Raw genomic sequence first — 24554 nt, forward strand, 5'->3', positions numbered from 1 at the left:
GACCCCATGCGACACACCACTCCCCAAGGCCCGAGCCAACGCCAGCTGCGCGTCGGCGAGGAGCTGCGCCATTCCATCGCCGCCATCCTGATGCGGGACGAGCTGCACGACCCCGACCTTGCCGGCATCTCGATCACCGTCTCCGAAGTCCGCCCCAGCCCGGACATGAAGCATGCCGTCGTCTTCGTCACCACGCTGAACGGCGAAAAGATGGACACCGTGCTGCCGGCGCTGCGCCGGGCCGCATCGTTCCTGCGCGGCCAGGTGGCCAAGACCGTGCGGCTGCGCCACACGCCGCAGCTGAGCTTCCAGGCCGACACCTCGTTCGACTACGCGCAGAAGATCAACACGCTGATGCACCGGGACGTGATCGCCCGCGACCTGACCGACGACGACGAAGAGCCGTCGAAGGACAGGACGGACGACACCGATGGCGCGTAAGAAAAGGGGCCGCCCGGTCCATGGCTGGGTGGTGGTCGACAAGCCGGTCGGCGTGACCTCGACCCAGGTGGTCGGCCGCATCCGCCGGCTGTTCGACGCCGAGAAGGCCGGCCATGCCGGGACCCTGGACCCGCTGGCCAGCGGCATTCTGCCGATCGCCCTGGGCGAGGCGACCAAGACGGTGTCCTACGCCATGGACGGCGAGAAGACCTACCGCTTCACCGTGCGCTGGGGCGAGGCGCGCGACACCGACGACACCGAGGGCAAGGTCACCGCGACCAGCGACGTCCGGCCCGACCCGGCCGCCATCGCCGCGATCGTGCCCCGCTTCATCGGCGAGATCAGCCAGGTGCCGCCGGCCTATTCCGCGATCAAGGTCGATGGCGAGCGCGCCTACGACCTGGCCCGCAGCGGCGAGACGGTGGAGTTGGCGGCCCGGCTGATCCGGATCGACGACCTGCGCCTGGCCGAGATCCCCGATGCCGACCACGCCACCTTCGACGTCCAGTCGGGCAAGGGCGCCTATATGCGCGGCCTGGCCCGCGACATCGCGCTGGCCCTCGGCACGGTGGGACACATCGTCGCATTGCGCCGCACGCGAGTCGGGCCCTTCGGCCTTGACGCGTCGGTCCCCTTGGCGCATATCGACGCGCTGGCCGAGCAATCGGCCCTCGACAGCATTCTGCTTCCGATCGCGACCCCGCTGGACGACATCCCGGCGGTGGCCTTGACGGAAGCTGAAGCGCATCGGATGCGGCACGGCCAACCGGTCGCGCTGCTACGACGCTCGGATCGGGAGCGGATCGCCGCCCTCGATCTCGATCCGGACAACCCGGACGCCATCGTGTTGGCCACCTGCGGGAACACTCCCGTGGCCCTGGCCCGCATCGACGGCGGCGAGATCCGGCCGGTGCGCATCCTCAACCTCTGATTAGGAGACCACGATGTCGATTACGCCGGAGCGCAAACAAGAGGTCATTGGCACTTATGCCCCCAAGGCCGGGGACACCGGTTCGCCGGAAGTGCAGATCGCCATCTGGTCCGAGCGCATCACGAACCTGACCGAACACCTGAAGACCCATCCCAAGGATTTCCACAGCCGCCGCGGCCTGCTGATCATGGTCGGCCGCCGCCGCAGCCAGTTGGATTATCTCAAGCGCAAGAACGTGGCGCGCTATGAGACGATCATCAAGAGCCTCGGCCTGCGCCGCTGATCCGACGCATGCCGGTCCACTGCCTTTGCCCGGGTCGCCAGATGATCGGGTTCCCACCGATCATGCGGCCATCCGCGGCGAAGGTTCGTGGCGGTCCAGCACCAGACGAAGATTCCGTTTCGTGACATCAGCGCCGCCGGCATCCGTGCCGGCGGCGCTTGTCGTATTTCGCCCCCGGGCCCGGCGTGGAGCGGCCCGACCCCGATAGGCACATCAAGGCACGGGGTGTCCGAGGAAGGAAAAGCGATGTTCAACATCTATCGCAAAGAGATCATCTGGGGCGGCCGCAAGCTGATCCTCGAGACCGGCAAGATCGCCCGGCAGGCCGATGGCGCCGTGCTGGTCACCTATGGCGAGAGCGTCGTGCTCTGCACCGCGGTCGGCTCGAAGCAGAAGTCGAAGTTCGATTTCTTCCCGCTGACCGTGAACTACCAGGAAAAGGCGTTCGCCGCCGGCAAGATCCCGGGCGGCTTCTTCAAGCGCGAAGGCCGCCCGTCCGAGAACGAGACGCTGGTCAGCCGCCTGATCGATCGCCCGATCCGCCCGCTGTTCCACCCGAGCTACCGCAACGAGACCCAGGTCGTCGCCACGGTGCTGAGCCACGACCTGGAGAATGATCCTGACATCGCGGCCCTGGTCGGCGCCTCCGCCGCCCTGACCATCTCGGGCATCCCGTTCCTGGGCCCGATCGGCGCCGCGCGCGTCGGCTACATCGACGGCCAGTACATCCTGAACCCGACGATCGCCCAGACCGCCGAGAGCAAGCTGGACCTCGTCGTCGCCGGCACGACCGAAGGCGTGCTGATGGTCGAGTCCGAGGCCAGCGAGCTGACCGAGGAGATCATGCTCGGCGCCGTCGCGTTCGGCCACGCCGCCGCCCGTGAGGTGATCCAGGCGATCATCGAGCTGGCCGAGCTGTGCGCCAAGGAGCCCTGGGCCCTGACCGAGGAACCGGCCGAGGTCGGTGCCGTCCGCGGCAAGTTCCAGAGCGTCGCCGGCGAGCTGCGCGACGCCTACAAGATCGTGCGCAAGCAGGATCGCTATGCCGCCGTCGACGCGGTGAAGCAGAAGGCGCTGGCGCTGCTCGAGGGCAACGACGCCGAGCTGGCCGTCGGCTCGAAGGTGTTCAAGGATTTCGAGAGCGACATCGTCCGCGGCAACGTGCTGGACACCGGCCTGCGCATCGACGGCCGCGACACCAAGACGGTCCGCCCGATCGTCGCCGAAGTCGGCGTGCTGAAGCGGGCCCATGGTTCGGCCCTGTTCACCCGCGGCGAGACCCAGGCGCTGGTGGTCACCACCCTCGGCACCGGGCAGGACGAGCAGATCGTGGACGCGCTCGAGGGCGAGTACCGCGAAAACTTCATGCTGCACTACAACTTCCCGCCCTATTCGGTCGGTGAAGCGGGCCGCATGGGCAGCCCCGGCCGCCGCGAGATCGGCCATGGCAAGCTGGCTTGGCGGTCGATCCACCCGGTGCTGCCGTCGAAGGAGCAGTTCCCCTACACCATCCGCGTGGTGTCGGAGATCACCGAGTCCAACGGCTCGTCCTCGATGGCGACGGTCTGCGGCACGTCCCTGGCGCTGATGGATGGCGGCGTGCCGCTGTCCAGCCCGGTGGCCGGCATCGCCATGGGCCTGATCAAGGAAGGCGACCGCTTCGCCGTCCTGACCGACATCCTGGGCGACGAGGATCACCTCGGCGACATGGACTTCAAGGTGGCCGGCACCGAGCAGGGCATCACCAGCCTGCAGATGGACATCAAGATCACCTCGATCACCGAGGAGATCATGAAGATCGCCCTGGAGCAGGCCCGCGAAGGCCGCGTCCACATCCTGGGCGAGATGGCCAAGGCGCTGGCGGGTGCCCGTGGCGAGGTCAACAAGAACGCCCCGCGCATCACCACCTTCCAGATCCCGAAGGACAAGATCCGCGAAGTCATCGGCACCGGCGGCAAGGTGATCCGCGAGATCACCGAGACCACCGGCGCCAAGATCGACATCGAGGACGACGGCACCATCAAGGTGGCGGCGGTCGACGAGACGGCGGCCGAGGCGGCGATCAACTGGATCAAGGGCATCGTCGCCGAGCCCGAGGTCGGCAAGGTCTACAGCGGCAAGGTGGTGAAGGCGGTCGATTTCGGCGCCTTCGTCAACTTCCTGGGCAGCCGCGACGGCCTCGTCCACATCTCGGAGATGCGGCCGGGCCGTGTCGCCAAGGTGGCGGACGTGCTGAAGGTCGGCGACGAGGTCAAGGTCAAGGTCCTCGGCTTCGACGACCGCGGCAAGATCAAGCTGTCGATGAAGTTCATCGACCAGCAGACCGGCGCCGAGCTGCCGCGCGACGAGCAGCGCCAGGCCGACGCCAACTGAGGCTCGCGCTTCGGCGGACACGACAAGGGGCGGCCTTCGGGCCGCCCCTTTCCGTTTGTGCCCTATGCCGGGCGCTTGAACCCGGCGGTGTCGATCGGCAGCTGGCGGATGCGCTTGCCCGTCGCCGTGAAGATGGCGTTGCACAGCGCCGGGATCACCGGCGGCAGCGCCGGTTCGCCCAGGCCGGTCGGCGGGAATTCGGTGGTCACGAACGCGACCTCGATCTCCGGCAGGCCCGGGGTCCGCGGCAGCGGATAGGTGTCGAAATTCTCCTGTTCGACCCGCCCGCCGGTCAGCCGGATCGCCAGCCCGCCGAGCGCCTGGCCGAGCCCGTCGATCACCGACCCCCGCACCTGGTTCAGCGCGCCGGACGGGTTGACGATCTGGCTGCCGATGTCGCCCGCCACCCAGACCCGCGGCACCCGCACCGTGCCGTCCTGCGCCACCGCGGCCTCGACCACCTCGGCGAAATAGCCCTGGTGGCAGAAGTAGAAGGCGAAGCCCTTGGCGCTGCCGGCGGCCGGCTTGGTGGTCCAATCCGCCATCGCCAGCACCTTCTCGACCACGCCGCGGGCCCGGCCGGTGTGGAACGGGGTCCGCGACCCCTCGCGCAACGGCAGCAGCCGCGGTTCGCCCAGCAGGCCCAGCGTCAGGCCCGGCAGGTCGGTGCCGGCCGCGACCGCCACCTCGTCGAGGAAGGACTGGAACGCCCAGGCCAGGGCGTTCGAGCGCGGCGCCCGCATCGGGCAGGTCGGCACCACGCTGTCGATGCCGGACTGGGCGAACAGCAGGTTCGGCACCAGCAGCGCCGGCAGCTCCTGGAAGTCGAACTCGCCGCCCGAGGTCGGCTTGCCGCCCTTCGTCAGGGTCACGAAGTGGTTGGTGAAGGCCACCGGCTTGTTGTCGGCGTCGAAGCCGGCGGTGAAGCGGTGCCAGCCGGCGGGGCGGTAGAAGTCGTGCTGGATGTCCTCCGTCCGGCTCCACAGCAGCTTGACCGGCGTGCCGGGCACCTGCTGCGCGATCGCCGCCGCCTGGACCACATAGTCGTTCATCAGCCGCCGGCCGAAGCCGCCGCCGATGCGCGGCATGTGCATGGTGATGGCATCGGGCTTCAGGCCCAGCGCGTCGGCCACCAGGCCGCGCCCGCGCTCCGGCATCTGGGTCGGGGCCCACAGCTCCAGCTTGCCGTCCTGGAACAGCGCCGTGCAGTTCTGCGGCTCCAGCGGCGCATGCGACAGGAACGGGTAGGCGTAGTCCGCGCTGATCCGCCGCGCGGCCCCGGCCAGGGCGCCGTCGACATCGCCGGCGCGATAGTTCTCGCCCTGCGGCTTGCCGTCCAGCAGCGCCTTGGCCTGGGCGTCATAGGCCTCGGTGCTCTGCGCCGCGCCGGCCCCGTCGTCCCATTCGGCCTGCAGCGCGTCGCGCGCCTGGTTCGCCAGCCACCAGTTGGTGGCCAGGATGGCGACGCCGTCGACCAGGCTTTCGGGCCGGCCGTTGCCCTTGACGGTGACGACGTGCTTCACCCCGGGCCGGGCCAGCGCCGCCTCGGCATTCGCCGATTTCAGCGTGCCGCCGAACACCGGGCTGCGCTCCAGCACCGCGTACAGCATGTTGGGCAGCCGGGTGTCGATGCCGAAGATCGGCTCGCCCCGCACGACGCGCGGGCTGTCGCAGCCGCCGGTCGGCTGGCCGATGATGCGGAACGCCGCCGGGTCCTTCAGCGTCAGCGTCTTCGGGTCGGGCGCCGGCAGCGCCGCGGCCGCCGACGCGATCTCGCCATAGCCCAGGCTGCGCCCACTGGCGGCGTGCAGCAGCCGCCCGGACCGGGTGGTGACGCTGTCGGCCGGGACGCCCCAGCGCTGCGCCGCCGCCGCGACCAGGAGAGCCCGCGCCGCGGCGCCGATCTGGCGCATCGGCATCCAGTTGGTCGGCGTGGCCTGGCTGCCGCCGGCCATCTGGGTGCCGTAGACGGCCTGGTCCGCCATCGCCTGGACCACGGTGACCTGGTCCCAGTCGACGTCGAGCTCGTCGGCGATGATCATCGACAGCGACGTCTTGATGCCCTGCCCGATCTCGGGGTTCTTGCCGGTGATCGTCACCCGCCCGTCCGGCGCGATGGCGATGAAGGCGCCGAGCGTTCCGCCCTGCCCGTCATCGGCCGTGGCCAACCCCGGCAGGGTCACGTCGATCAGCAGCCCGCCGCCGACCAGCAGCGAGGTCTTGAGGAAGGCGCGCCGGCCGATACCGGTCTCCGGAAGCACGTGGCCCATCAGCCGGCCCCCCCTGCCGCCGCCTTCCGCTCCGCCGCCTTCAGGATGGCGGCGCGGATGCGGGTGTAGGTGCCGCAGCGGCACAGATTGCCCGCCATGGCGTCGTCGATGTCGGTCTCGTCGGGCGCTGGTTTGGTGTTGAGCAGCGCCGCGGCGGACATGATCTGCCCGGCCTGGCAGTAGCCGCACTGCATCACATCGAGCGCGAGCCAGGCCTGCTGCAGCCGGGCGCCGATGTCGGTGTCGCCGATCGCCTCGATGGTGACGATCTTCGAGGGCCCGACATCGCCGATCGCGGTCTGGCAGGCGCGCACCGCCGCGCCGTCGAGATGCACGGTGCAGGCGCCGCACAGCCCCGCGCCGCAGCCGAATTTGGTGCCGACCAGGCCAAGCTCGTCGCGCAGCGCCCACAGCAGGGGCATCTCCGGCGGCGCCTCGATCCGTTCGGTCCGACCATTGATATTGAGTTCGACAGCCATGGACAGCTCCGTCACTACGACTGGCCGCGCACGGAGGGATCGCCGCCTGCGCGCCGAGTCCTGGGAGGTTACGATCCGTCTGTCGCAGAACTGTGCCAGGGTTTGTCACAGCCGTCACAGCCTGTCGGCCGGCTGGGACATTTGGTCCTCTACGACGGCGGCGGGGTTCCTTTCAGACATCGCCGCGCTTGTCGAACTCGCCTTCGGCCTTGCCGCGGCGCCAATAGGCCACGGCGAGGTGACGGCTCTTGTCGAGGCCGTGATCCTCGCGCCAATGCGCCCGCAGCGCCCGGAAGGAGCCGAACTCGGCGCCGGCCCAGGCGAAGACCCGCTCGTCGCCGCGCGGCCAGGCCACCCTGCGCACCGCATCCTGCAGCTGGGTGGTGGTGCCCGCCGCGGCGCCGCGGCGGTGCAGCCAGACCAGCTCGACCCCCAGCGGGCGGACGAGCGCCTGCTCCTCCGCCGCGTCGGCGACCTCGACGAAGGCGTGGCCGCGCGCGTCGGACGGCAGGGTCTCAAGGATGCGGCCGATCGCCGGCAGCGCCGTCTCGTCGCCGGCCAGGAGATACCAGTCGGCGGCGCCGACGGTGCCGCCGCCGGGGCCGAGCATGCCGACCAGGTCGCCCGGCTGGGCCCGTTCGGCCCAGGCGCTGCCCGGGCCCTCGTCGCCATGCAGGGCGAAATCGATGTCGACCCGCCCGGCCGCCACGTCGATGCGGCGGATGGTGTAGGTGCGCAGCGCCGGCCGCGCCGGGCCCGCGGGCCACACCGGCAGGCCGTTCGGACCCATGACCGGCCATTCCGGCGCGACCGTCCCGGCCGGCGGGATCAGCAGCTTCACATGCAGCCCGCCCGAGGCGTAGCGGGCGAGGTCCGGCCCGGCCAGCGTCACCCGGCGCATATGCGGCGTAACTGCGGAGGCGCCCAGCACCCGCATCTCGCGGAAGTTCGGCGGCCGCGCCACCGCGGCGGCATCGCCGGTCCAGACGATCTGCGCTTCGGCCGCCAGCTCCAGCAGATGGGTGGCCAGGGCCATCTTCACCGTGACCAGCGCCGCCTCGTCCTCAGCCTCCGCCGCCAGGACCATCAGGCCGGGCTCGGCCCGCATGGTGGCGACGCTGGCGCCGAGCACGGCGCGGCCGGACCCCGCCGCCTCGCTGACCTCGACCTCGTGCCGCGCCAGGGCGGCGCAGAGGCGGGAGATGATCGGACCGGGCGCGTCCAGCCGGATCCGCGCCTCGGCCTTCAGCCTGGCCATGTCTCGCTGTCTCCTCGACTCCGGGCTCTCATGGCCGCCGCAAGCTGTAGGGCAAATAAGAATGATTCGCAAGAAAGGCAACATCCGATGCCTTCCGGCCTTGATCTCCGGCCGCTTTGCCGCGACCTTCACCCACTGATTCGGAAATTGCGGAGAGGCCCATGTCGATGACCACGCGGATGGCGATCCTGGGCGCGGCGATGCTGCTGGCCGGGTGCCAGACCTCGGGCATGAGCCAGACGGTCGTGCCGACCCCGGTGCCGGGCGGCACGCCGGCGACGTCGTCCCTGTCGGACGCCCAGGGCTTCCAGCAATGGGTCGCGGCGTTCCGCGCCGAGGCCGCCGGCCGCGGCATCAGCCAGGCCACCCTGGCCACCGCCTTCGACACGGTGCAGTTCCTGCCCAAGGTGATCGATTCCGACCAGTCGCAGTCGGAGTTCACCAAATCGGTGTGGACCTATCTCGACAGCGCCGTGTCGCCCGACCGCATCCGCAACGGCCAGGCGATGCTGGCGCAGTGGTCTTCGGCCGCCAATTCGGCCGAGCAGCGCTACGGCGTGCCGAAGCAGGTCATCGTCGCGATCTGGGGGATCGAGAGCAATTACGGCCAGAATTTCGGCAACATCGAGATCATCGATGCCCTGGCCACCCTGGGCTATGAGGGGCGGCGCCAGGATTTCGCCAAGACCGAGCTGTACGCCGCGCTGCAGATCCTGCAGCAGGGCGACATCAGCCGCGACCGCATGCTCGGCTCCTGGGCCGGCGCCATGGGCAACACCCAGTTCCTGCCCTCGGTGTTCCTGAGTTCCGCGGTCGACGCCGATGGCGACGGCCGCCGCGACATCTGGGGCAGCATCCCCGACGTGATGGCGTCGACCGCCAACTACCTCGCCCAGTCCGGCTGGCAGCGCGGCCAGCCCTGGGGCGTCGAGGTCACGCTGCCGCCCGGCTTCGACTATTCGGTGGCGGAGCTGACGACCAAGCTGCCGGTGGCGCAATGGGCAGCGATGGGCGTGAGGCCAGTGTCCGGCCGCACCCTGCCGGCGCTGGGCGACGCCTCGGTGATCACCCCCGCCGGCGCCCGCGGCCCGGCCTTCCTGGTCGGCCCGAACTTCGGCGTGATCATGAAGTACAACGCCTCCACCAGCTATGCGCTGGCGGTGGGCCACCTGTCCGACCGGCTGGCCGGCGGCGGCCCGATCGCCGGGGCCTGGCCGCGGGACGAACAGCCGCTGTCGCGCAACGAGGTGATGGAGCTGCAGTCGCTGCTGGAGGCCAAGGGCTTCTCCACCGGCGGCACGCCGGACGGCCTGCTAGGCCCGGCGACGCGCAAGGCGATCCGTGGCTGGCAGGTGTCGAAGGGCCAGATCCCCGACGGCTTCGCCACCACCGCCCTGCTGCAAGCGGTCCGCGCAGGGTAGGGTCGGGCGCGAGGGGTAGGCCGGGCGCGTCACAGCCGGAACGCCCTCTTGCCAAACGCCCGGTTTACCGGCGGAGTGAGTCCGCCGGTTCCCTGACGACGACTCGCCCATGTCCGACCTGCTGCTGTACGCCCTTCTCGCCGGTGCCGTGGGCGGCATCCTGTCCAGCCTTGTGATGCGGTTGAAGCCGGAGGCGTCCCGCACGTCGCACGCTCCCGAACCGGTCCCCGGACCTGAGGCAACGGACCCAGCGGATGCGGTCGCCGCACCCGGGCCAGCGACGACGGCGGCCGCCATCCTCCAGCAGCTCAGCCAGGGGTTGGCCGATAAGGGCGAGGAGATCCGCAATCCGGGAGAATTGCTGGGTATCCCGGAGTTCCAGGTGGCTCTCGACGCGATGCGGCGCCCGGATGCCGATTTCGACCTGCTGCACCACCACGCATTGGGCGCCAACTGGCCACTCGCCTGCGCCGCCTTCACAGTGCTGCAGGACCACCCGGACCGGCAATCGCTGGCCGAGGCGGTGCTGCGGCACGTGCCGCACACCCGCCCCTTCGTCCTGCCTGATGCCTTGCGGTTCCTGACCACGCTCGATCCCCGCCCTCTCATCGGGCAGGTGGTCGTGGCCGCCCCGGAATGGTGGGAGCGCAACCCGGTCATCCCTCGCTTCTTCGAGGCCTATTTCAACCGCAGCGCCGAACTCGGCGACACCCCGAGCTTCGGCGCTCTCCTCGGCCGGTATGCCGATCCCGACCTCGGGCCCGTCCGGACCCTGCTGCACAAGATCCAGCACCCCTTCGCCGCGCGCCTGCTCGAGGAGCTCAGGACCTGGCAGGACACGCGGATCGACCGCGGCTTCCTCTCCGGCGTCGGCCGGTTGTGGAGCGAGGACGAGGACGACCGGTTCCTGATCTCGCCTGCCGTCTGGCAGGAGCAGCTTTCCGTCGCCGAAACCGCGGTATCCGCGCCGCGTCCGCGCTCGGTCCTGGTCAGCGGCCCCCCGCGCATCGGCAAGAGCTCGTTCCTGCGCCTGCTCGGCATGCGGCTGCACGACGCCGGCTGGCAGCTGTTCATGGCGAGCGGCCACGAGCTGATGGCCGGCCAGATGTATATCGGCCAGCTCGAAGGACGGATCCGCCAGCTGGTCGAGGCGCTGCATGCCCGCCGCAAGATCGTCTGGTATGTGCGCGACCTCGGCCAGCTCGCCGGCAGCGGCACCCACAGAGGGCAGGCGGCCAGCATCCTCGACCAGATCATGCCGGCGTTGGTGGCCGGCGACCTGATCGTGGTGGGCGAAACCGGGCAGGCGGCCGCGATGCGGCTGTTCCAGGCCTACCCTTCGCTGCGTTCGGTGATCGAGACCGTCGCGCTGGAGCCGATGAATGAAGGCCAGACGCTGGAGCTGACGACGGAACTCGGCCGGCGCATTGCCGACACCGTCGGCGTGACCGTGTCGGAGCAGGCCGTCACCACGACCATGGAGCTTGCCCAGCACTATCTCGGCAACGGCCAGCTGCCCGGTGCCGTCCTGGAACTTCTCAAGCGCTCCACCGCCCGCTCGGTGCATGCCGGTGAAGAGACGCTGACCGCGGCCAGCGTGATCGCCACCCTGTCGCAGATCTCCGGCCTGCCGTCGGTGATCCTCGACACCAGCCAGCGCGTGGAACTGGCCACCATCCGCGACTATTTCAGCAGCCGCGTCATCGGCCAGGACGAGGCGGTGCAGGCGGTGGTCGACCGCATCGCCATGCTCAAGGCCGGCCTGACCGATCCAAGCCGCCCCATCGGCGTCTTCCTTCTGGCCGGCCCGACCGGCACGGGCAAGACCGAGCTGGCCAAGACGCTCGCCTCCTTCCTGTTCGGCGCGCCCGACCGGATGGCGCGGCTGGACATGAGCGAGTTCCAGACGGCGGAGTCCACCGGCAAGATCCTCGGCACGGGCGGCCAGGGCGACACCGATTCGCTGATCGCGCGCGTCCGCAAGCAGCCCTTCTGCGTGATCCTGCTCGACGAATTCGAGAAGGCCCATCCCAACTGCTGGGACCTGTTCCTGCAGATCTTCGACGACGGTCGCCTGAGCGATGCGGATGGGCGCGAAGCCGATTTCCGCCACAGCTTCATCATCCTGACCTCGAATCTCGGAGCGACGGCCCATCGCCGGCAGAGCTTCGGCTTCCTGTCGAACCCGCAGGCCTATGGCGAGGACCAGGTCCTGACCACCATCGGCCGGACCTTCCGCCCCGAATTCGTCAACCGGCTGGACAAGATCATCGTGTTCCGCCCGTTGTCGCGCGAGCTGATGCGCAACATCCTGCACAAGGAGCTCGCCCAGGTGCAGGAGCGCCGGGGCCTGCGCGAACGCAGCTGGGCGGTGGAATGGGAAGCGGGCGCCATCGAATTCCTGCTCGACCGCGGCTTCACGCCGGAGATGGGCGCCCGGCCGCTCAAACGCGCCATCGACCAGCTCGTCCTGGCCCCCCTGGCCGCCACCCTGGTGGAGCACCGGTTCCCCGAAGGGGACCAGTTCCTGTTCGTGCGCTCGGACGGCAAGGCCATCCAGGTGGAGTTCGTCGACCCCGACGCCCCGCCTGCGGGCGAGGCTTTGGCGGACACCGAACTCGACGACACGCTGTCCTTGCCGGCGATCATGCTGCGGCCGAACGGCTCCCAGGCCGAACGGGCCTTCCTCGACGCCAGCTGGCTGGCCATTCGCCAGGAGATGGACGGCCCGGAATGGGCCGCGCTGGGCGACAGGTTGCGGTCCGAACTCGCCGATCCCGACATCTGGTCGCGGGACGACCGCCACGCCGTCTTCTCTCGCCTGGCACTGATGGATCGCATCCGGGAGGCCGCCCGAACCGGCGAAAGGCTGGACGGGCGCTACGCGCACACCGCCGGGGCCGCGCAACGGGCGTCCCGGGAACTGGCGTCGCGGCTGGCGTTGCAGCTCTACAATCTGCGCGGGGGTCTCGACGATCTCGCCGCCGGCGCACCCATCGATGCCCTGCTGCGCATCGAACCCGCCCTCGACGCCGGCGGTGGCAGCAGCCATGCGGACCAGTGGTGCCGGAGGCTGACCGACATGTATCGCGGCTGGGCCGACCGGCGCCATATGCAGCTGCTGGAATACGCCGCGCCCGGCGGCAAGGGCCGGCCCATTCTGCACATCACCGGTTTCGGGGCGTTTCGCATCCTGGCCGGCGAGAATGGCCTGCATGTCCTCGAGGATCCCGCCCCGGACAGCAGCCAGCGCACCGTGGCCCGCGTCTCGGTGGCTGCCGGCCCGGATCAGGACATGCCGGGCGGCAGGGAATACGACGCCGCCGGTAAGCGGCTGGCCGCGTTGCCGGGCACGGCGACCATCGTGCGCCGCTACCGCGACGGGACATCGCCACTGGTGCGCGATGTCACCGGCGGCTGGCGCAGCGGGCGGCTGGATGCCGTGCTCGGCGGCGATTTCGACCTGATGAGCGCGGTCGCCAGGAAACAGCCGGCAGAATAGGGAAAGATCCGGCTCGGCCGTCGCCGCTAGGTCCGGCTCGCCAGGGCCATCATCCGGTCGGCCAGCACCCCGACCGCCGGGCGGGCCTCGCCCGGCCGGGTCAGCAAGTGGTAGGCGAGCGGGTTCGGCACCTCCTGCTCGCCGACCCGCACCAGGCCGTTGTCCTGCACCGCGCGGTCCGAGAACGGCGCCCGCGCCAGGGCGACGCCCAGACCGGCCCCGGCCGCCGCCAGCACCACCGTGTAGTCCTCGAAGCGCCGGTCCTGCAACCGCGGCTTCAGCGCGATGCCGCAGGCCGCGAACCAGGCGCGCCAGCCGGTGGCGTCGGAATCATGCAGCAGCGACGCCTGCAGCAGCGCCTCCGGTGCGGAGCCCAGCCGGCGCGCCAGGTCGGGATGCGCCACCGGGTACAGGCGTTCCGGCAGCAGCTTCGCCACCGCGACATTGCGCCAGCCGCCGGCGCCGTAGCGCACCGCCAGGTCGACCTCGCCACGCTCGACATCGGCGTTGCGGCCTTCGACCGCGATCTCGATCCGCAGCGGCGGCACGCCCTGCTCCAGCGCGGCCAGCCGCCCGAACAGCCAGAGCTTGGCGAAGCCCGGCACCACGCTGATCCGCACCACCTCCGGCCCGCGCCGCGGGCGCCAGCGGTCGGCCGCGTCGTCGATCAGCCGGAACGCCGCCTCGACCCGCGCCAGGAAGCGCTGGCCGTCCGGGGTCGGGCGCACGCCCCGGCCGTGCCGCTCGAACAGGCGCAGGCCGAGCCAGGCCTCGACCGCGGCGACGCGCCGGCTGACCGCGCCATGGGTCAGCCCGAGCGCCTCCGCCGCCGCGCTGAAGGAGGCGTGGCGAGCGACGACGCAGACGGTGTCCAGGCCATCCAGCGGCGGGCGTTCCGGGCGCGGCGAGCTGTGATCCATCGGCACAGCTCGCTCTCGATCGGTGCCATATGTCAACAGCCCGGCGCATGCCAGAACGGACGGCCTCCAACCGCCCCGGTGCCGCCGTGACCCTCCGCGCCCCCCTCGCCCATGCCGCCGTGGCGGTGACCGTGCTGTCCTGGGCCTCGGCCTTTCCGGCGATCCGCCTGGCGCTGCGTGAGCTGGCGCCGATCCCGCTGGCCTCCGCCCGCTTCGCCGTCGCGGCGCTGCTGGTGCTGGGCTGGCTGGCCTGGCGGCGCCCGGCGCTTCCGTCCCTGGCCGATGGGCTGCGCTTCACGGCCTGCGGCCTGATCGGCATCGCCGCCTACAACATCCTGCTGAACACCGGCGAGCAATCCGTGGCCGCCGGCGCCGCCAGCTTCATCGTCAACACCGCCCCGATCATCACCGCCCTCCTGGCCCTGCTGGTGCTGGGCGAACGCTTCGGCGCGCGGGGCTGGGCCGGGACGCTGGTCAGCTTCGCCGGCATTTCCCTGATCGCCTCGGGCCAGCCCGGCGGCCTGTCCTTCGGTGCCGGGGCCAGCCTGGTGGCGGGCGCCGCCCTGTGCATGGCGGTCTACGTCGTGGTCCAGAAGCCGCTGATCGCGCGGCACGGCGCCCTGGCCTGCACCGCCTACACCCTGCTGGCCGGGGCGGTGCTGCTGTCGCCCTGGCTGCCGCAGGCGGCGGACGAGCTGTCCGGGGCCAGCGGCATGACGGTCGCGGCGGTGGTCGCGCTCGGCGTGCTGCCGGCGGCGATCGGCTACGCCACCTGGACCATCGCGCTGGGCCATTTCGGCGCGGCGCGGGCGGCGAACTTCCTCTATCTGGTGCCGCCGGTCGCCACCCTGATGGCCATACCGCTGCTGGGCGAGGTGCCGGGGCTGCAGACCCTGCTGGGCGGCGCGGTGGCGATCGCCGGGGTGGTCGTGGTCAACACACGGGGACGGGTCCGGGCCGTCGCCGGCTCACCGGCCCTCCCCGAACGGACCTGATCCCACCCCGTCATCGCGAAGCGCCGCCTGGCATGGATTGCTTCGCTGCGCTCGCGATGACGGAGGGGGATTGGCTCCTTTACAGCCCGAGCTTGTCGCGCGGCGGCCCGGGGAAGTCGGCGAAGGCTGGGGCGCCGTCGGGGGTGCCGAGCAGTTCGCGCACCGCCCGCGTCGCCTGGTCGATCGCCGAATGAGCATAGGCGTAGGCGCCGGCGTCGGAATTGGCGATGGCGATCCGGCCCCAGGGCTTGCGCGAGGTCTGGATCGGCAGCGGCCCATCCGGCCAGAAGCTGTCCCACGGCCGCATGTACTCATAGGCATAGCCATGCGACCAGCGGTTGGCGGTGATCGCCTCGATGTCGCGCGCCGGGTCGAAGCCGCCGCCGGACAGGGCCCGGCCGAGCAGGTCGCGGATCTCGCGCTCCATCTCCTCGAAGGTCAGCTGGGTCAGCTGGATGCGGCCGGCCAGCGACTGCTCGCGCGTCGACAGGCCGGGCTGCAGCGGCATCTTGCTGAGGTGCAGCAGCACCGGGTCCTCCGGCTTGTCGGCGAAGCTGTAGCCGCCCATGGTGACGGGGTAGTCGATCTCCGCCCCCGACCAGAAATGGCCCGGCGAATCGAAGCCCTCGATGCCGAGCTTGGCGAAGGCGGTCCAGTTCCGGATCAGCACGTTGGTGTAGATCAGCGGCACCTTCTGCTGGTCCTGCAGCGCGGTGACCTGGGCGGCCGGCAGCTCGTCGGTCAGGAACGGGATCACCCGGTGCCAGCAGGCCAGCACGACATGGCCGGCCTCGACCGTGCGCAGCTTGCCGCCCTGGACATAGGCGATCTCGACCGACTTGGCCGAGGCCGGGTCGCCCTGGTGCTTCACCCGCACCACGGTCGAACCCAGCCGGATCCGCGCCGGCTGGCCGTCGACGTCCAGCTTGCCGTAATCGGCCTGGGCGAGGACCAGGTCCTCCATCGTGCTGCCCGGCACCGCGGCGGGGACCAGCGCCCGCACCAGCGCCCGGGCCACCCCGGCGTTGCCGTCGGGGAAATGGTAGATGTATTCGTCCGGATCGGTGCGGACCAGCCGGCCGCTGGGACTCATGGTCGGATAGACGCCCTCGCCAAGGTCCATCCCGTCGAAGCCGGGATTGCCGTTGGCCCAGGCGTCAAGACAGGTGGCGCCGTCGATGCCGATGCCGAAATAGCCTTCGGTCGAGCCCTGGAAATAGGCGACCAGCTGCGGGTCGGCCTTGACCAGGTCGGTCAGGAACCTGGCGTAGGTGGTCTTCGACAGCCGGTCCAGCTTCTCCGCCCGCGACAGGCCGGGCAGGTAGTCGCCGGGTTCGTCGATCAGGGCGATCAGGTCCTGCTTGGCCTTGTCGGTCAGCGGCGTCTGCGGCACCCAGTCGGCGGCCTTGTCGGCCTGCTTGACCAGCGCGTCGGCGCCGAACGTCTCCTTGCCGAAGAACACGGCGCGGGACAGCTCGCGCTTCTCGGCCCAGCCCTGGTCGTAATAGCCCTCGAACCGCTTCGGCTCGATGCCGATATCGGCCAGGAGCGCGTTCACCGCCGGGCTGAAATAGCTGGGCGTCTGCAGCGACTGCGACCCGCCATAGCCGATGATGGTGCGGCCGCCCGCGGTGGTGAATTCGTTGCGCTTGGCGTGGCCGCCGAAATCGTCGTGGTTCTCGAGCACCAGGATGCGGGCACCCGCCCCGGCCTGCTTGCGGTACTGGAGCGCGGCGGCGAGACCCGAGATGCCGCCGCCGACCACCACGAGGTCGTAGCGCTCGCCGGTCGCCTCCGGCGCCCCGGCCTTGCCCCAGAAGGTGCCGTCGCGCACCGAATGCATGACGTTGTAGGAGCCTTCGTGATGGCCGCGCAGGCCGGTCAGCTTCGGCGGATAGGCGGCGGCGGGCGCGGCTGCGAAGGCGCTGCGGGTGACCGACCCGCCCAGCGCCGCGGCGCCCACCGTCAGGGCGACACCGTCGAGAAAGTCCCGCCGGGTGATGTTGCGGCCCATCCCGAGATCGCGTGCAGATGACATGGTTGTTCCCCCTCCCTGGCTGAACCCGATCAGACGGTGGCAAGGTGGCGGAAATGCGGTGCGAAGCGTGGCGGTGTGTGAGAGTCCGGCTCTCAGGCCGCGGGCTTCAGGCCGGTCAGGCGGAAGATCTCGACCTCGCCGTGGCGGCCGCGGACGCGGCGGGGGCCCAGGCTTTCCATGACGAATTCCGGACCCAGCAGCGCCGCGGTCTCGGCGCTGATCAGGATCGTGGTGTCGTCGTCGCGCGACAGCACCTTGCCCAGCTGCTCCAGCCGGTTGCCGATGTTCACGGTGTCGCCGACGATGGTGTAGTTGGTGCGCCCCGGCGCGCCGATGTTGCCGACCACGACCGGGCCGCTGTGCAGGCCGATGCGCAGCCGCAGCCGCGGCCGGCCGACGGCGGCGCGGCGGTCGTTCTCGGCCCGCATCGCCGCGGCGATGGCCAGCGCCGCCCGGGCCGCCCGCGGGGCATGGTCCTTCATCTTCTCCGGCGCGCCCCAGAACGCCATCAGGCAGTCGCCGATGAACTTGTCGATGGTGCCGCCCTCGGCCTCGACGCAGCGCCCCAGCAGGGCGAAATGTTCGTTGAGATAGGCGGCGATCCGCGCCGCCGGCAGCCGTTCCGCCGCGCCGCTGAAATTGGCGATGTCGGTGAACATCACGGTCAGGATGCGTTCGATCGAGACCACGTCCTCGCCGTCACCCTTGACGATCAGCCGGCGGACCAGGCTTTTCGGCACGTAGGTCTCGAGCCAGCGCAGCCCCACCAGCATGGTGTTGAAGGCCTGCGCGCCCTCGTTCAGCTCCTTGAACACGCTGCCGGGCAGCGGCTTGAGCTTGCCGAAATCGAGCGTCCCGACCGCCCGCGCCTGGTCGGAGAAGGCGCGCACCGGCCGCGCGATCATGCGGCCGACGAAGACGCCGACGACGATCGCCAGCACCATCACCGCCAGGCCGGCCAAGCCCGCCCGGAACACGCGCTGCACCTCGGCCCCGACCGCGTCGCCCGGAACATGGATGCCGAGGGTCAGGGGGGTCGGGCCGAAGCCGTAGATCTTGCGGTAGAGGAAGATCTCGTCCTTGTCGCCCATCTCGACCTCGCGGATCCGCACCCGCGGGTTGCGCACGGTGACCGGCGTGCCCTTGGTCCACAGCGCCGCCAGCAGGTCGTCGCCGATCTGGTCCAGCCGCGGCAGCGGCTCCGCCACCGAGGCGGGCGGCGGGTCTGCGGCCATGCGCGGATGGGCCAGGACCCGATCGTCGCCATAGAGGATGAAGGGCACCTGCGACGGATCGCTGGACACCCGCGCCAGGAATTTCGACAGGTCCTGGACCGTCACCACCGCGAACATCACGCCGACCAGCTGGCCATCGCGCCGCACCGGCTGGCGCAGGTTCAGCACCGTGGCGTGCGGCCCGTCGCCGAGATACAGGATCTCGCCCCAATAGGATCCGACCTTGCCGGCGGCCTCGGCCAGCGCCTCCCGGCCCCGGTCGCTGTCGTCCTTGTTGTCGAAGCTGTAATAGGTGCCGTCCGGCTGGCGCGACACGCCGCGGATATGCATGTCCTCGGTCAGGTAGGCGATCGAGTTGACCTGGGGAGACGCCGCCAGCGCGCCGGTCAGTATGGTCGAGAACCGGCTGGCGTCGTCGGCGTCGAGCCGGTCCTGCTGCAGCATCAGGGCCAGGCTGCCCAGCGCGTTCGACACCGGCTCGAGATGCTGCCGCAGCTGCGCCTCGACCGAGGCCACGCCGATCTCGGCCTGGGTGGTCAGCAGGTCGAAGGTGGTGCGCGCCGCGGTGGTCCAGTAGATCGCCAGCACCGCCGCGACCGCGATCGCCACCAGGCCGCCGATGGCGACGGCCAGCGTCCGCGCCAGGGTGATGGTGCGCTTGCGCCGCCCGGCGCGCTGGGGTGCCGCCGCGACGTCGGTATCGGCGGGGACCGGCACGGTCATGGGGCGATGGCGGGATCCAGCATGCGGCCGAGCGGGCGGCCGCCGAAGATGTGGATGTGCAGGTGCGGCACTTCCTGGTGCCCGTCGCCGCCGATGTTCGACAGGATGCGGTAGCCGGGCTCGGCCAGGCCGAGGTCGCGGGCGATCCGCCCGACCGCCCGGGTCAGCGCCGCGATTTCGGCATCGCTGGCCCGGTCCGAGAAGTCGTCCATCGAGACATAGGCGCCCTTCGGAATCACCAGCACATGCACTGGCGCCCGCGGGCTGATGTCGTGGAAGGCCAGGACGTGCTCGTCCTCGTAGGCCTTCTTGCAAGGCAGCTCGCCGCGCAGGATGCGGGCGAACACGTTGCCGGAATCATAGGCCATTCTTCGTCCTCTTCACCGGTCCCTCTGTGCGGGCGAATCACGGCGAAATTCGGCCCGCACTGCACGTGATCGACAACTGGAAAAAGACCAGGACGACCGGCCGCATGACGTGGATGGCCCGCAACGGTGCCGTCCAGCACGGCCGACGGCCGTCATTCCGTCGGTCGCGACGCCTTTTCCGCGAGCCCGCCGATCCCCTCGCGCGCCGCCAGCGCCGCCCACACCGCCTCGGGCGCCACCCCGGCATCCGCCCACAGCACCAGCAGATGATACAGCAGATCGGCGCTTTCCGAAGCGATGGCGGCCTTGTCGCCGCGCATCGCCTCGATCACGGTCTCGACCGCCTCCTCGCCCAGCTTCTGCGCGATCTTCGGCCGGCCGCGCGCGAACAGCTTGGCGGTGTAGCTGGTCGCCGGGTCGGCGCCCTGGCGCGACCGGATCACGGCGAACAGCCGGTCGAGCACCCGGGCGTCGGCCGCCGCGGCGTCGGGCACGCCCGTCATATCGGCCGCACCGGCAGCCCGGCCTCGGCCAGGCGCTGCTTGGCCTGGGCGATCGAATAGGTGCCGAAATGGAAGATCGAGGCGGCGAGCAGGCCGGTGGCGCCGCCGACCAGGGCGCCATCGGCGAGGTGGTCGAGCGTGCCGACCCCGCCCGAGGCGATCACCGGGATGCCGACGACCTTGCGGATCGCCTGCAAGAGCTCCAGGTCGAAGCCCTCCTTGGTGCCGTCGCGGTCCATCGAGGTGACCAGGAGCTCGCCGGCGCCGATCGCGCCCATGCGGTCGGCCCATTCCACCGCGTCGATGCCGGTGCCGCGGCGCCCGCCATGGGTGAAGATCTCCCATCGGCCGGGGGACACCTGCTTGGCGTCGATCGCCACCACCACGCATTGCCGGCCGAACTGGATCGCGGCCTCGGACACCAGCTCCGGCCGGGCCACGGCGGCGGAGTTGATCGAGACCTTGTCGGCCCCCGCCAGCAGCAGTTCGCGGACATCCTCGACCGCGCGCACGCCGCCGCCGACGGTCAGCGGCATGAACACCTGCTCCGCCGTGCGGCGGACCACGTCGAACAGCACGCCGCGGTTCTCATGGGTCGCGGCGATGTCGAGATAGACCAGCTCGTCGGCACCCTCGCGGTCGTAGTGCCGCGCCTGCTCCACCGGGTCGCCGGCATCGACCAGGTTCTCGAAGTTCACGCCCTTGACCACCCGGCCGTCCTTGACGTCGAGGCAGGGGATGACCCGGACCTTCAGCATGGGTCAGGCCTCCACGGGGACCGGGCCGGACAGGATGGCCAGCGCCTGCTTCGGGTCGATCCGACCATCGTAGAGCGCCCGGCCGCAGATCACGCCGGCGATGCCCGACTTCTCCTCGCGCTTGATCACCCGGAGGTCGTCGAGTGAGGAGGCGCCGCCGGAGGCGATCACCGGGGTGGTCAGGGCGAAGGCGAGGTCGGCGGTGGCCTCGACATTCAGCCCGCCCATGGCGCCGTCGCGGTTGATGTCGGTGTAGATGATCGCGGCAACGCCGGAATCCTCGAAGCGCAGCGCCAGGTCGAGCGCCTTGACGGTCGAGGTCTTGACCCAGCCCTCGATGGCGACAAAGCCTTCGCGCGCGTCGATGCCGACCGCGACCCGGCCGGGCCAGCGGCGGCAGGCCTCGCGCACCAGGTCGGGGTCGCGCACCGCGACGGTGCCCAGCACCACCCGGGCGACGCCCTGCTCGATCCAGAATTCGATCCGCTCGAGGTCCCGAATGCCGCCGCCCAGCTGCACCGGCAGCGAGGTCGCCTTGAGGATGGCGCCGATCGCCTCGGCATTGGCCGGCCGGCCGGCGATGGCGCCGTTGAGGTCGACCACATGGATCCAGCTGAAGCCCTGGCTGGCGAAGGCCTTGGCCTGCTCCGCCGGGTCGAGGTTGAACACCGTGGCTTCGCTCATCTCGCCGCGGACGAGCCGGACGCAGTGTCCATCCTTCAGGTCGATGGCGGGGTAGAGGATCATGGTGTCGGCCCGGTCAGCGGAATCAGCGGTTTGTGGAAGTAGCAGCCGCCGATCAGGCGGCCGCCCACACGAGCATAATACGGATTTGTCGCCCAGCGGATGAATCCGAGGCTTTCGAAGAGACGGATCGCCGCAGCCTGGGTGTCGCGCACGTCGAGGGATAGCAGGCCGTAGCCGCGCGCCCGCGCCTCCGCCTCGCCCGCCTCCACCAGCATCCGGGCCAGGCCGTGGCCGCGGGCCCAGGGGGCGACGAAGATGCCGCTCAGGGTGGCGGCGAAGGCCTGCGCCTCGTTGTTGACCGGCGGTTCGACCAGCTGGATCGCGCCGGCGACCACCTCATCGAGCCGGCCGACGAACAGGTGCCGGCCCGGCATGGCGACGACGCCGCCCCAGTAGCGCTCCATGGTCTCGCGCGGCGGCGGGGCGACCCAGCCGAAACCGCCGCCCTCGAGGATGGCGAGGTCGGCGGCATCGCACAGATCGTCCAGGTCGCTGCTGAGGAACCGCTCCAGCCGGCCGACCGAGACGGCGGGCGTCGAGGCTGCCGTGTCGTTCATGGCGTCCAGGTCACGAAATTGCCCAGCAGCCGCAGCCCGGCCGCCTGGCTCTTCTCCGGATGGAACTGCACGCCGATCCAGTTGCCGGACCCGACCGCGGCGGTCTGGGCGCCGCCATAGTCGACGGTCGCCAGCACATCGGCCGGGTCGGCCGGGACCATGACGTAGGAATGGGCGAAATAGACGTCCTGGCCGTCGAGCCCGTCCAGCACCGGATGCGCCTCGCCCACGGCCAGGGTGTTCCAGCCCATCTGCGGCACCACCAGGTCCGGGTCGGCCGGGGCCAGCGGCACCACCGCGCCATGCACCCAGTCGAGGCCGAGGAAGTCGCCATGCTCATGGCCGACGCCGGCCATCACCTGCATGCCGACGCAGATGCCGAGGAAAGGCACGCCGGCCTTGCGCACCCGCTGCTCCAGCACCTCGCGCAGGCCCGGCAGCGCCGCCAGGGCATCGCTGCAGGCGCCGAAGGCGCCGACGCCGGGCAGCACCAGCCGGTCGGCCCGGCGCACGATCTCGGCATCGGCGGTGACGACGATCTCCTGCGGCACGCCGCGTTCGGCGGCGACGCGCTCCAGCGCCTTGGCCGCCGAGCGGAGGTTGCCGGAGCCGTAGTCGATCACGGCGATGGTCATGGGCCGGTTCCCGGTGTCAGAGGCTGCCGCCGAGCGTGCCCTTGGTCGAGGGCACGGCGTCCGGGCGGCGGCTGTCGATGGCGGTGGCGGCGCGCAGGGCCCGCGCCAGCGCCTTGAAGCAGCTTTCGACGATGTGGTGGTTGTTCTCGCCGTACAGGTTGGCGACATGCAGCGTCAGCCCGGCGTTCTGGGCGAAGGCGTGGAACCATTCGCGGAACAGCTCGGTGTCCATCTCGCCCAGCTTGTCGCGGGTGAAGCGGACGTCCCACACCAGATAGGGCCGGGCCGAGATGTCGACGGCGACGCGGGACAGCGCCTCGTCCATCGGCACATGCGCCTCGCCGTAGCGCTGGATGCCGCGGCGGTCACCCAGGGCCTTGGCGAAGGCCTGGCCCAGGGTGATGCCGACATCCTCGGTGGTGTGGTGGAAGTCGATATGGAGATCGCCCTCGGCCCGCACCGTCAGGTCGAACAGCCCGTGCCGGGCCAGCTGGTCCAGCATATGGTCGAGGAAGCCGATGCCGGTCCGGATGTCGGACCGGCCGGTGCCGTCGAGATCGACCGTGGCGCTGATCCGGGTCTCGCGGGTGGCGCGGTCGACCGTGGCCGAGCGGGCGGGCGGGGCCACACTGGCGAGGGCCGGGCGGCTGGCGGTCGCCGGCGCGGCCGCAGCCTTGCGGGCCGGGCTTTTTGGCGTTGGTTTGGATGCGGTTCCGTCCATGCCTCGTGTCTTATCAGGAACCCCGGCGCACCACCAGCCGCCGAGCCATGCCGGGACCGCAGGGGGCCTGCAGGCGGCGAGCAGGGAAAGCCCTTTCCGGCAGGGCCCGCTTCACCATATGGTTACATGTGAACACAAAGGATCACAGATGAGCCAAGCCCGCCCCACCGAGCCCATCACCATCCGCACCACGAAGGAAACGGTCGACGGGATCGACGCCCTGGCCGCGGCCACGGACCGGTCGCGCAACTACATCGTCAACCAGGCCCTGCGGCAGTATCTCGAGACGAATGCCTGGCAGGTCGAACGTATCGAGGAAGGCCTTGCCGCGGCGCGTGAAGGCCGAGTGCGGCCGGCTGCGGATGTGTTGGCCGGCATCGCCGCGAAGCACGGCTGGTCGCGCTGATGCGGCTGGTCTTCGCCGAGCCGGCGGAGCGCGATCTCGACAGCATCATCGACTATATCGCCCTGGACAACCCGGCGGCGGCCGAACGGGTCTATCGCGCCATCGTCGCCGCCACCGAGCGATTGGCCCGCTTTCCCGAGATCGGCCGCGCCGGCCGCCTGCCCGACACGCGCGAACTGACCGTCACCGGGCTGCCGTATCTGGTCGTCTACCAGGCCTCCGCCGACGTGGTGACGATCCTCGCCGTGTTTCATGGCGCCCGCGACCTGGCGCTGGCCTTGGCCGAACGGAAAGCCGGACTGAAGCCGCCGGACCAATAGCCACGGGCCCTTGGAGAAGCCACGAGACTTGATCCCTCCGCCGGACAGTCCAATCTAGGCGGGGCGGGCCGGACGGCCCGTTCATGACCCCTAGCGTTCCGGAAATTTGCATGTCGTCTTCCGAGAGTGCCGCCTGGCACGGCACCACCATCCTCGCCGTGCGCAAGAACGGCCATGTCGTCATCGCCGGCGACGGTCAGGTCACCGCCGGCAACACCGTGATGAAGGGCACCGCCCGCAAGGTGCGGCGCCTGGGCGACGGCAGCGTCATCGCCGGCTTCGCCGGGGCGACGGCTGACGCCATGGCCTTGTTCGAGCGGCTGGAGGCCAAGCTGGAGAAGCATCCGGGCCAGCTGGCCCGCGCCTGCGTCGAGCTGGCCAAGGACTGGCGCACCGACCGCTATCTGCGACGGCTGGAGGCGATGATGGCGGTGTGCGACCGCCAGGTTTCGCTGATCCTGACCGGGACCGGCGACGTGCTGGAGCCGGATGATGGGCTGATCGGCATCGGCTCCGGCGGGCCCTTCGCCCTGGCCGCCGCCCGCGCCCTGTTCGAGAATGCCGAGATGGATGCCGAGACGGTGGCGCGCAAGGCGATGAAGATCGCCGGCGACATCTGCATCTACACCAACCACAACGTCACGCTGGAAAGCCTGTGATCGCGGCCCTG

At 70.5% G+C, this 24554-nt stretch carries 23 protein-coding genes; 10 read left to right on the forward strand and 13 right to left on the reverse strand.

The genetic code is table 11. The features are described from left to right. The first annotated feature begins 6 nt into the window (after positions 1 to 6). The 4 genes from rbfA to pnp all read left to right on the forward strand — a co-directional run bounded on the left by rbfA (position 7) and on the right by pnp (position 4028). Positions 7 to 441 carry a 30S ribosome-binding factor RbfA gene (rbfA, locus tag AB4112_RS26025; protein WP_309800925.1) on the forward strand — a complete coding sequence of 145 codons (435 nt, stop codon included), beginning with the start codon at positions 7 to 9 and terminating at the stop codon, positions 439 to 441. Beyond that, positions 431 to 1372 (forward strand): tRNA pseudouridine(55) synthase TruB, encoded by a 942-nt coding sequence (gene truB, locus AB4112_RS26030; protein WP_309800924.1) that lies wholly within the window; start codon positions 431 to 433, stop codon positions 1370 to 1372. Before rbfA ends, truB begins: the two co-directional genes overlap by 11 nt. Positions 1373 to 1385: 13 nt before the next feature. Beyond that, positions 1386 to 1655, forward strand: a complete 270-nt coding sequence (gene rpsO / locus AB4112_RS26035) for a 30S ribosomal protein S15 (protein WP_309800923.1) — start codon at positions 1386 to 1388, stop codon at positions 1653 to 1655. Positions 1656 to 1901: 246 nt separating this feature from the next. After that, on the forward strand, positions 1902 to 4028 hold the full coding sequence (gene pnp / locus AB4112_RS26040) for a polyribonucleotide nucleotidyltransferase (protein WP_309800921.1): 2127 nt from the start codon (positions 1902 to 1904) through the stop codon (positions 4026 to 4028). A gap of 62 nt (positions 4029 to 4090) precedes the next feature. Here pnp and AB4112_RS26045 read toward each other — a convergent pair whose 3' ends face one another. The 3 genes from AB4112_RS26045 to AB4112_RS26055 form a co-directional block, all read right to left on the reverse strand. Further along, complete coding sequence (locus AB4112_RS26045; protein WP_441723877.1) at positions 4091 to 6298, reverse strand: molybdopterin cofactor-binding domain-containing protein; 2208 nt, start codon at positions 6296 to 6298, stop codon at positions 4091 to 4093. Then, positions 6298 to 6777 (reverse strand): (2Fe-2S)-binding protein, encoded by a 480-nt coding sequence (locus AB4112_RS26050; RefSeq protein WP_309800919.1) that lies wholly within the window; start codon positions 6775 to 6777, stop codon positions 6298 to 6300. The genes AB4112_RS26045 and AB4112_RS26050 overlap by 1 nt, the downstream gene beginning before the upstream one ends. Before the next feature lie 172 nt (positions 6778 to 6949). Further along, positions 6950 to 8035 (reverse strand): DUF2218 domain-containing protein, encoded by a 1086-nt coding sequence (locus AB4112_RS26055; protein WP_441723879.1) that lies wholly within the window; start codon positions 8033 to 8035, stop codon positions 6950 to 6952. Positions 8036 to 8196: 161 nt separating this feature from the next. Here AB4112_RS26055 and AB4112_RS26060 point away from each other — a divergent pair, with 161 nt between their 5' ends. Next, positions 8197 to 9456 (forward strand): lytic murein transglycosylase, encoded by a 1260-nt coding sequence (locus AB4112_RS26060; RefSeq protein WP_441723881.1) that lies wholly within the window; start codon positions 8197 to 8199, stop codon positions 9454 to 9456. Between the two features lie 109 nt (positions 9457 to 9565). Continuing rightward, on the forward strand, positions 9566 to 12958 hold the full coding sequence (locus AB4112_RS26065) for an AAA family ATPase (RefSeq protein ID WP_441723883.1): 3393 nt from the start codon (positions 9566 to 9568) through the stop codon (positions 12956 to 12958). A gap of 26 nt (positions 12959 to 12984) precedes the next feature. Here AB4112_RS26065 and AB4112_RS26070 read toward each other — a convergent pair whose 3' ends face one another. Beyond that, positions 12985 to 13878 (reverse strand): LysR substrate-binding domain-containing protein, encoded by an 894-nt coding sequence (locus AB4112_RS26070; RefSeq protein WP_441723885.1) that lies wholly within the window; start codon positions 13876 to 13878, stop codon positions 12985 to 12987. A gap of 86 nt (positions 13879 to 13964) precedes the next feature. Between AB4112_RS26070 and AB4112_RS26075 the strand changes: the two genes are divergently transcribed. Continuing rightward, complete coding sequence (locus AB4112_RS26075) at positions 13965 to 14873, forward strand: DMT family transporter (protein WP_441723887.1); 909 nt, start codon at positions 13965 to 13967, stop codon at positions 14871 to 14873. Between the two features lie 79 nt (positions 14874 to 14952). Here AB4112_RS26075 and AB4112_RS26080 read toward each other — a convergent pair whose 3' ends face one another. From AB4112_RS26080 to hisB, 9 genes are all read right to left on the reverse strand, one after another. Next, positions 14953 to 16911, reverse strand: a complete 1959-nt coding sequence (locus AB4112_RS26080) for an FAD-dependent oxidoreductase (protein ID WP_309800908.1) — start codon at positions 16909 to 16911, stop codon at positions 14953 to 14955. A 92-nt stretch (positions 16912 to 17003) separates the two neighbouring features. Next, complete coding sequence (locus tag AB4112_RS26085; RefSeq protein WP_441723889.1) at positions 17004 to 18869, reverse strand: adenylate/guanylate cyclase domain-containing protein; 1866 nt, start codon at positions 18867 to 18869, stop codon at positions 17004 to 17006. Beyond that, positions 18866 to 19237: a histidine triad nucleotide-binding protein gene (locus tag AB4112_RS26090; RefSeq protein WP_441723891.1), complete on the reverse strand. Its 372-nt coding sequence runs from the start codon at positions 19235 to 19237 to the stop codon at positions 18866 to 18868. The genes AB4112_RS26085 and AB4112_RS26090 overlap by 4 nt, the downstream gene beginning before the upstream one ends. Positions 19238 to 19389: 152 nt before the next feature. After that, on the reverse strand, positions 19390 to 19740 hold the full coding sequence (locus AB4112_RS26095) for a phosphoribosyl-ATP diphosphatase (RefSeq protein ID WP_441723893.1): 351 nt from the start codon (positions 19738 to 19740) through the stop codon (positions 19390 to 19392). Further along, on the reverse strand, positions 19737 to 20498 hold the full coding sequence (gene hisF / locus AB4112_RS26100; protein WP_441723895.1) for an imidazole glycerol phosphate synthase subunit HisF: 762 nt from the start codon (positions 20496 to 20498) through the stop codon (positions 19737 to 19739). Before hisF ends, AB4112_RS26095 begins: the two co-directional genes overlap by 4 nt. 3 nt (positions 20499 to 20501) lie before the next feature. Next, positions 20502 to 21245, reverse strand: a complete 744-nt coding sequence (hisA, locus tag AB4112_RS26105) for a 1-(5-phosphoribosyl)-5-[(5-phosphoribosylamino)methylideneamino]imidazole-4-carboxamide isomerase (RefSeq protein WP_441723897.1) — start codon at positions 21243 to 21245, stop codon at positions 20502 to 20504. Next, the gene (locus AB4112_RS26110) at positions 21242 to 21802 is read right to left on the reverse strand and encodes a GNAT family N-acetyltransferase (RefSeq protein WP_441723899.1); all 561 of its coding nucleotides are present in this window, start codon (positions 21800 to 21802) and stop codon (positions 21242 to 21244) included. The genes hisA and AB4112_RS26110 overlap by 4 nt, the downstream gene beginning before the upstream one ends. Then, positions 21799 to 22437: an imidazole glycerol phosphate synthase subunit HisH gene (hisH, locus tag AB4112_RS26115; RefSeq protein ID WP_441723901.1), complete on the reverse strand. Its 639-nt coding sequence runs from the start codon at positions 22435 to 22437 to the stop codon at positions 21799 to 21801. Before hisH ends, AB4112_RS26110 begins: the two co-directional genes overlap by 4 nt. Positions 22438 to 22453: 16 nt before the next feature. Beyond that, on the reverse strand, positions 22454 to 23158 hold the full coding sequence (gene hisB / locus AB4112_RS26120) for an imidazoleglycerol-phosphate dehydratase HisB (RefSeq protein WP_309800894.1): 705 nt from the start codon (positions 23156 to 23158) through the stop codon (positions 22454 to 22456). A gap of 148 nt (positions 23159 to 23306) precedes the next feature. Between hisB and AB4112_RS26125 the strand changes: the two genes are divergently transcribed. The 3 genes from AB4112_RS26125 to hslV all read left to right on the forward strand — a co-directional run bounded on the left by AB4112_RS26125 (position 23307) and on the right by hslV (position 24543). Beyond that, entirely contained in the window at positions 23307 to 23564 is a 258-nt protein-coding gene (locus tag AB4112_RS26125; protein WP_309800892.1) for a CopG family ribbon-helix-helix protein, read from the forward strand. Then, the gene (locus AB4112_RS26130; RefSeq protein WP_309800891.1) at positions 23564 to 23884 is read left to right on the forward strand and encodes a type II toxin-antitoxin system RelE/ParE family toxin; all 321 of its coding nucleotides are present in this window, start codon (positions 23564 to 23566) and stop codon (positions 23882 to 23884) included. Before AB4112_RS26125 ends, AB4112_RS26130 begins: the two co-directional genes overlap by 1 nt. A gap of 110 nt (positions 23885 to 23994) precedes the next feature. Then, on the forward strand, positions 23995 to 24543 hold the full coding sequence (gene hslV / locus AB4112_RS26135; RefSeq protein ID WP_441723904.1) for an ATP-dependent protease subunit HslV: 549 nt from the start codon (positions 23995 to 23997) through the stop codon (positions 24541 to 24543). The last annotated feature ends 11 nt before the right edge of the window (positions 24544 to 24554 follow it).

The sequence above is a fragment of the Inquilinus sp. 2KB_23 genome (assembly GCF_052115705.1).
Classification (GTDB): Bacteria; Pseudomonadota; Alphaproteobacteria; order DSM-16000; family Inquilinaceae; genus Inquilinus; species Inquilinus ginsengisoli_A.

Bases quoted from the DNA above. Each gene is read 5' to 3' on its own strand.
- AB4112_RS26070 (WP_441723885.1), bottom strand. From the start codon at position 13,878: ATGGATCACAGCTCGCCGCGCCCGGAACGCCCGCCGCTGGATGGCCTG.
- hslV (WP_441723904.1), top strand. From the start codon at position 23,995: ATGTCGTCTTCCGAGAGTGCCGCCTGGCACGGCACCACCATCCTCGCC.
- AB4112_RS26060 (WP_441723881.1), top strand. From the start codon at position 8,197: ATGTCGATGACCACGCGGATGGCGATCCTGGGCGCGGCGATGCTGCTG.
- hisF (WP_441723895.1), bottom strand. From the start codon at position 20,498: ATGCTGAAGGTCCGGGTCATCCCCTGCCTCGACGTCAAGGACGGCCGG.
- AB4112_RS26095 (WP_441723893.1), bottom strand. From the start codon at position 19,740: ATGACGGGCGTGCCCGACGCCGCGGCGGCCGACGCCCGGGTGCTCGAC.
- AB4112_RS26125 (WP_309800892.1), top strand. From the start codon at position 23,307: ATGAGCCAAGCCCGCCCCACCGAGCCCATCACCATCCGCACCACGAAG.
- AB4112_RS26110 (WP_441723899.1), bottom strand. From the start codon at position 21,802: ATGAACGACACGGCAGCCTCGACGCCCGCCGTCTCGGTCGGCCGGCTG.
- AB4112_RS26045 (WP_441723877.1), bottom strand. From the start codon at position 6,298: ATGGGCCACGTGCTTCCGGAGACCGGTATCGGCCGGCGCGCCTTCCTC.
- AB4112_RS26065 (WP_441723883.1), top strand. From the start codon at position 9,566: ATGTCCGACCTGCTGCTGTACGCCCTTCTCGCCGGTGCCGTGGGCGGC.
- hisB (WP_309800894.1), bottom strand. From the start codon at position 23,158: ATGGACGGAACCGCATCCAAACCAACGCCAAAAAGCCCGGCCCGCAAG.
- rbfA (WP_309800925.1), top strand. From the start codon at position 7: ATGCGACACACCACTCCCCAAGGCCCGAGCCAACGCCAGCTGCGCGTC.
- AB4112_RS26090 (WP_441723891.1), bottom strand. From the start codon at position 19,237: ATGGCCTATGATTCCGGCAACGTGTTCGCCCGCATCCTGCGCGGCGAG.
- AB4112_RS26130 (WP_309800891.1), top strand. From the start codon at position 23,564: ATGCGGCTGGTCTTCGCCGAGCCGGCGGAGCGCGATCTCGACAGCATC.
- hisH (WP_441723901.1), bottom strand. From the start codon at position 22,437: ATGACCATCGCCGTGATCGACTACGGCTCCGGCAACCTCCGCTCGGCG.
- AB4112_RS26080 (WP_309800908.1), bottom strand. From the start codon at position 16,911: ATGTCATCTGCACGCGATCTCGGGATGGGCCGCAACATCACCCGGCGG.
- pnp (WP_309800921.1), top strand. From the start codon at position 1,902: ATGTTCAACATCTATCGCAAAGAGATCATCTGGGGCGGCCGCAAGCTG.
- AB4112_RS26085 (WP_441723889.1), bottom strand. From the start codon at position 18,869: ATGACCGTGCCGGTCCCCGCCGATACCGACGTCGCGGCGGCACCCCAG.
- AB4112_RS26055 (WP_441723879.1), bottom strand. From the start codon at position 8,035: ATGGCCAGGCTGAAGGCCGAGGCGCGGATCCGGCTGGACGCGCCCGGT.
- AB4112_RS26050 (WP_309800919.1), bottom strand. From the start codon at position 6,777: ATGGCTGTCGAACTCAATATCAATGGTCGGACCGAACGGATCGAGGCG.
- rpsO (WP_309800923.1), top strand. From the start codon at position 1,386: ATGTCGATTACGCCGGAGCGCAAACAAGAGGTCATTGGCACTTATGCC.
- hisA (WP_441723897.1), bottom strand. From the start codon at position 21,245: ATGATCCTCTACCCCGCCATCGACCTGAAGGATGGACACTGCGTCCGG.
- truB (WP_309800924.1), top strand. From the start codon at position 431: ATGGCGCGTAAGAAAAGGGGCCGCCCGGTCCATGGCTGGGTGGTGGTC.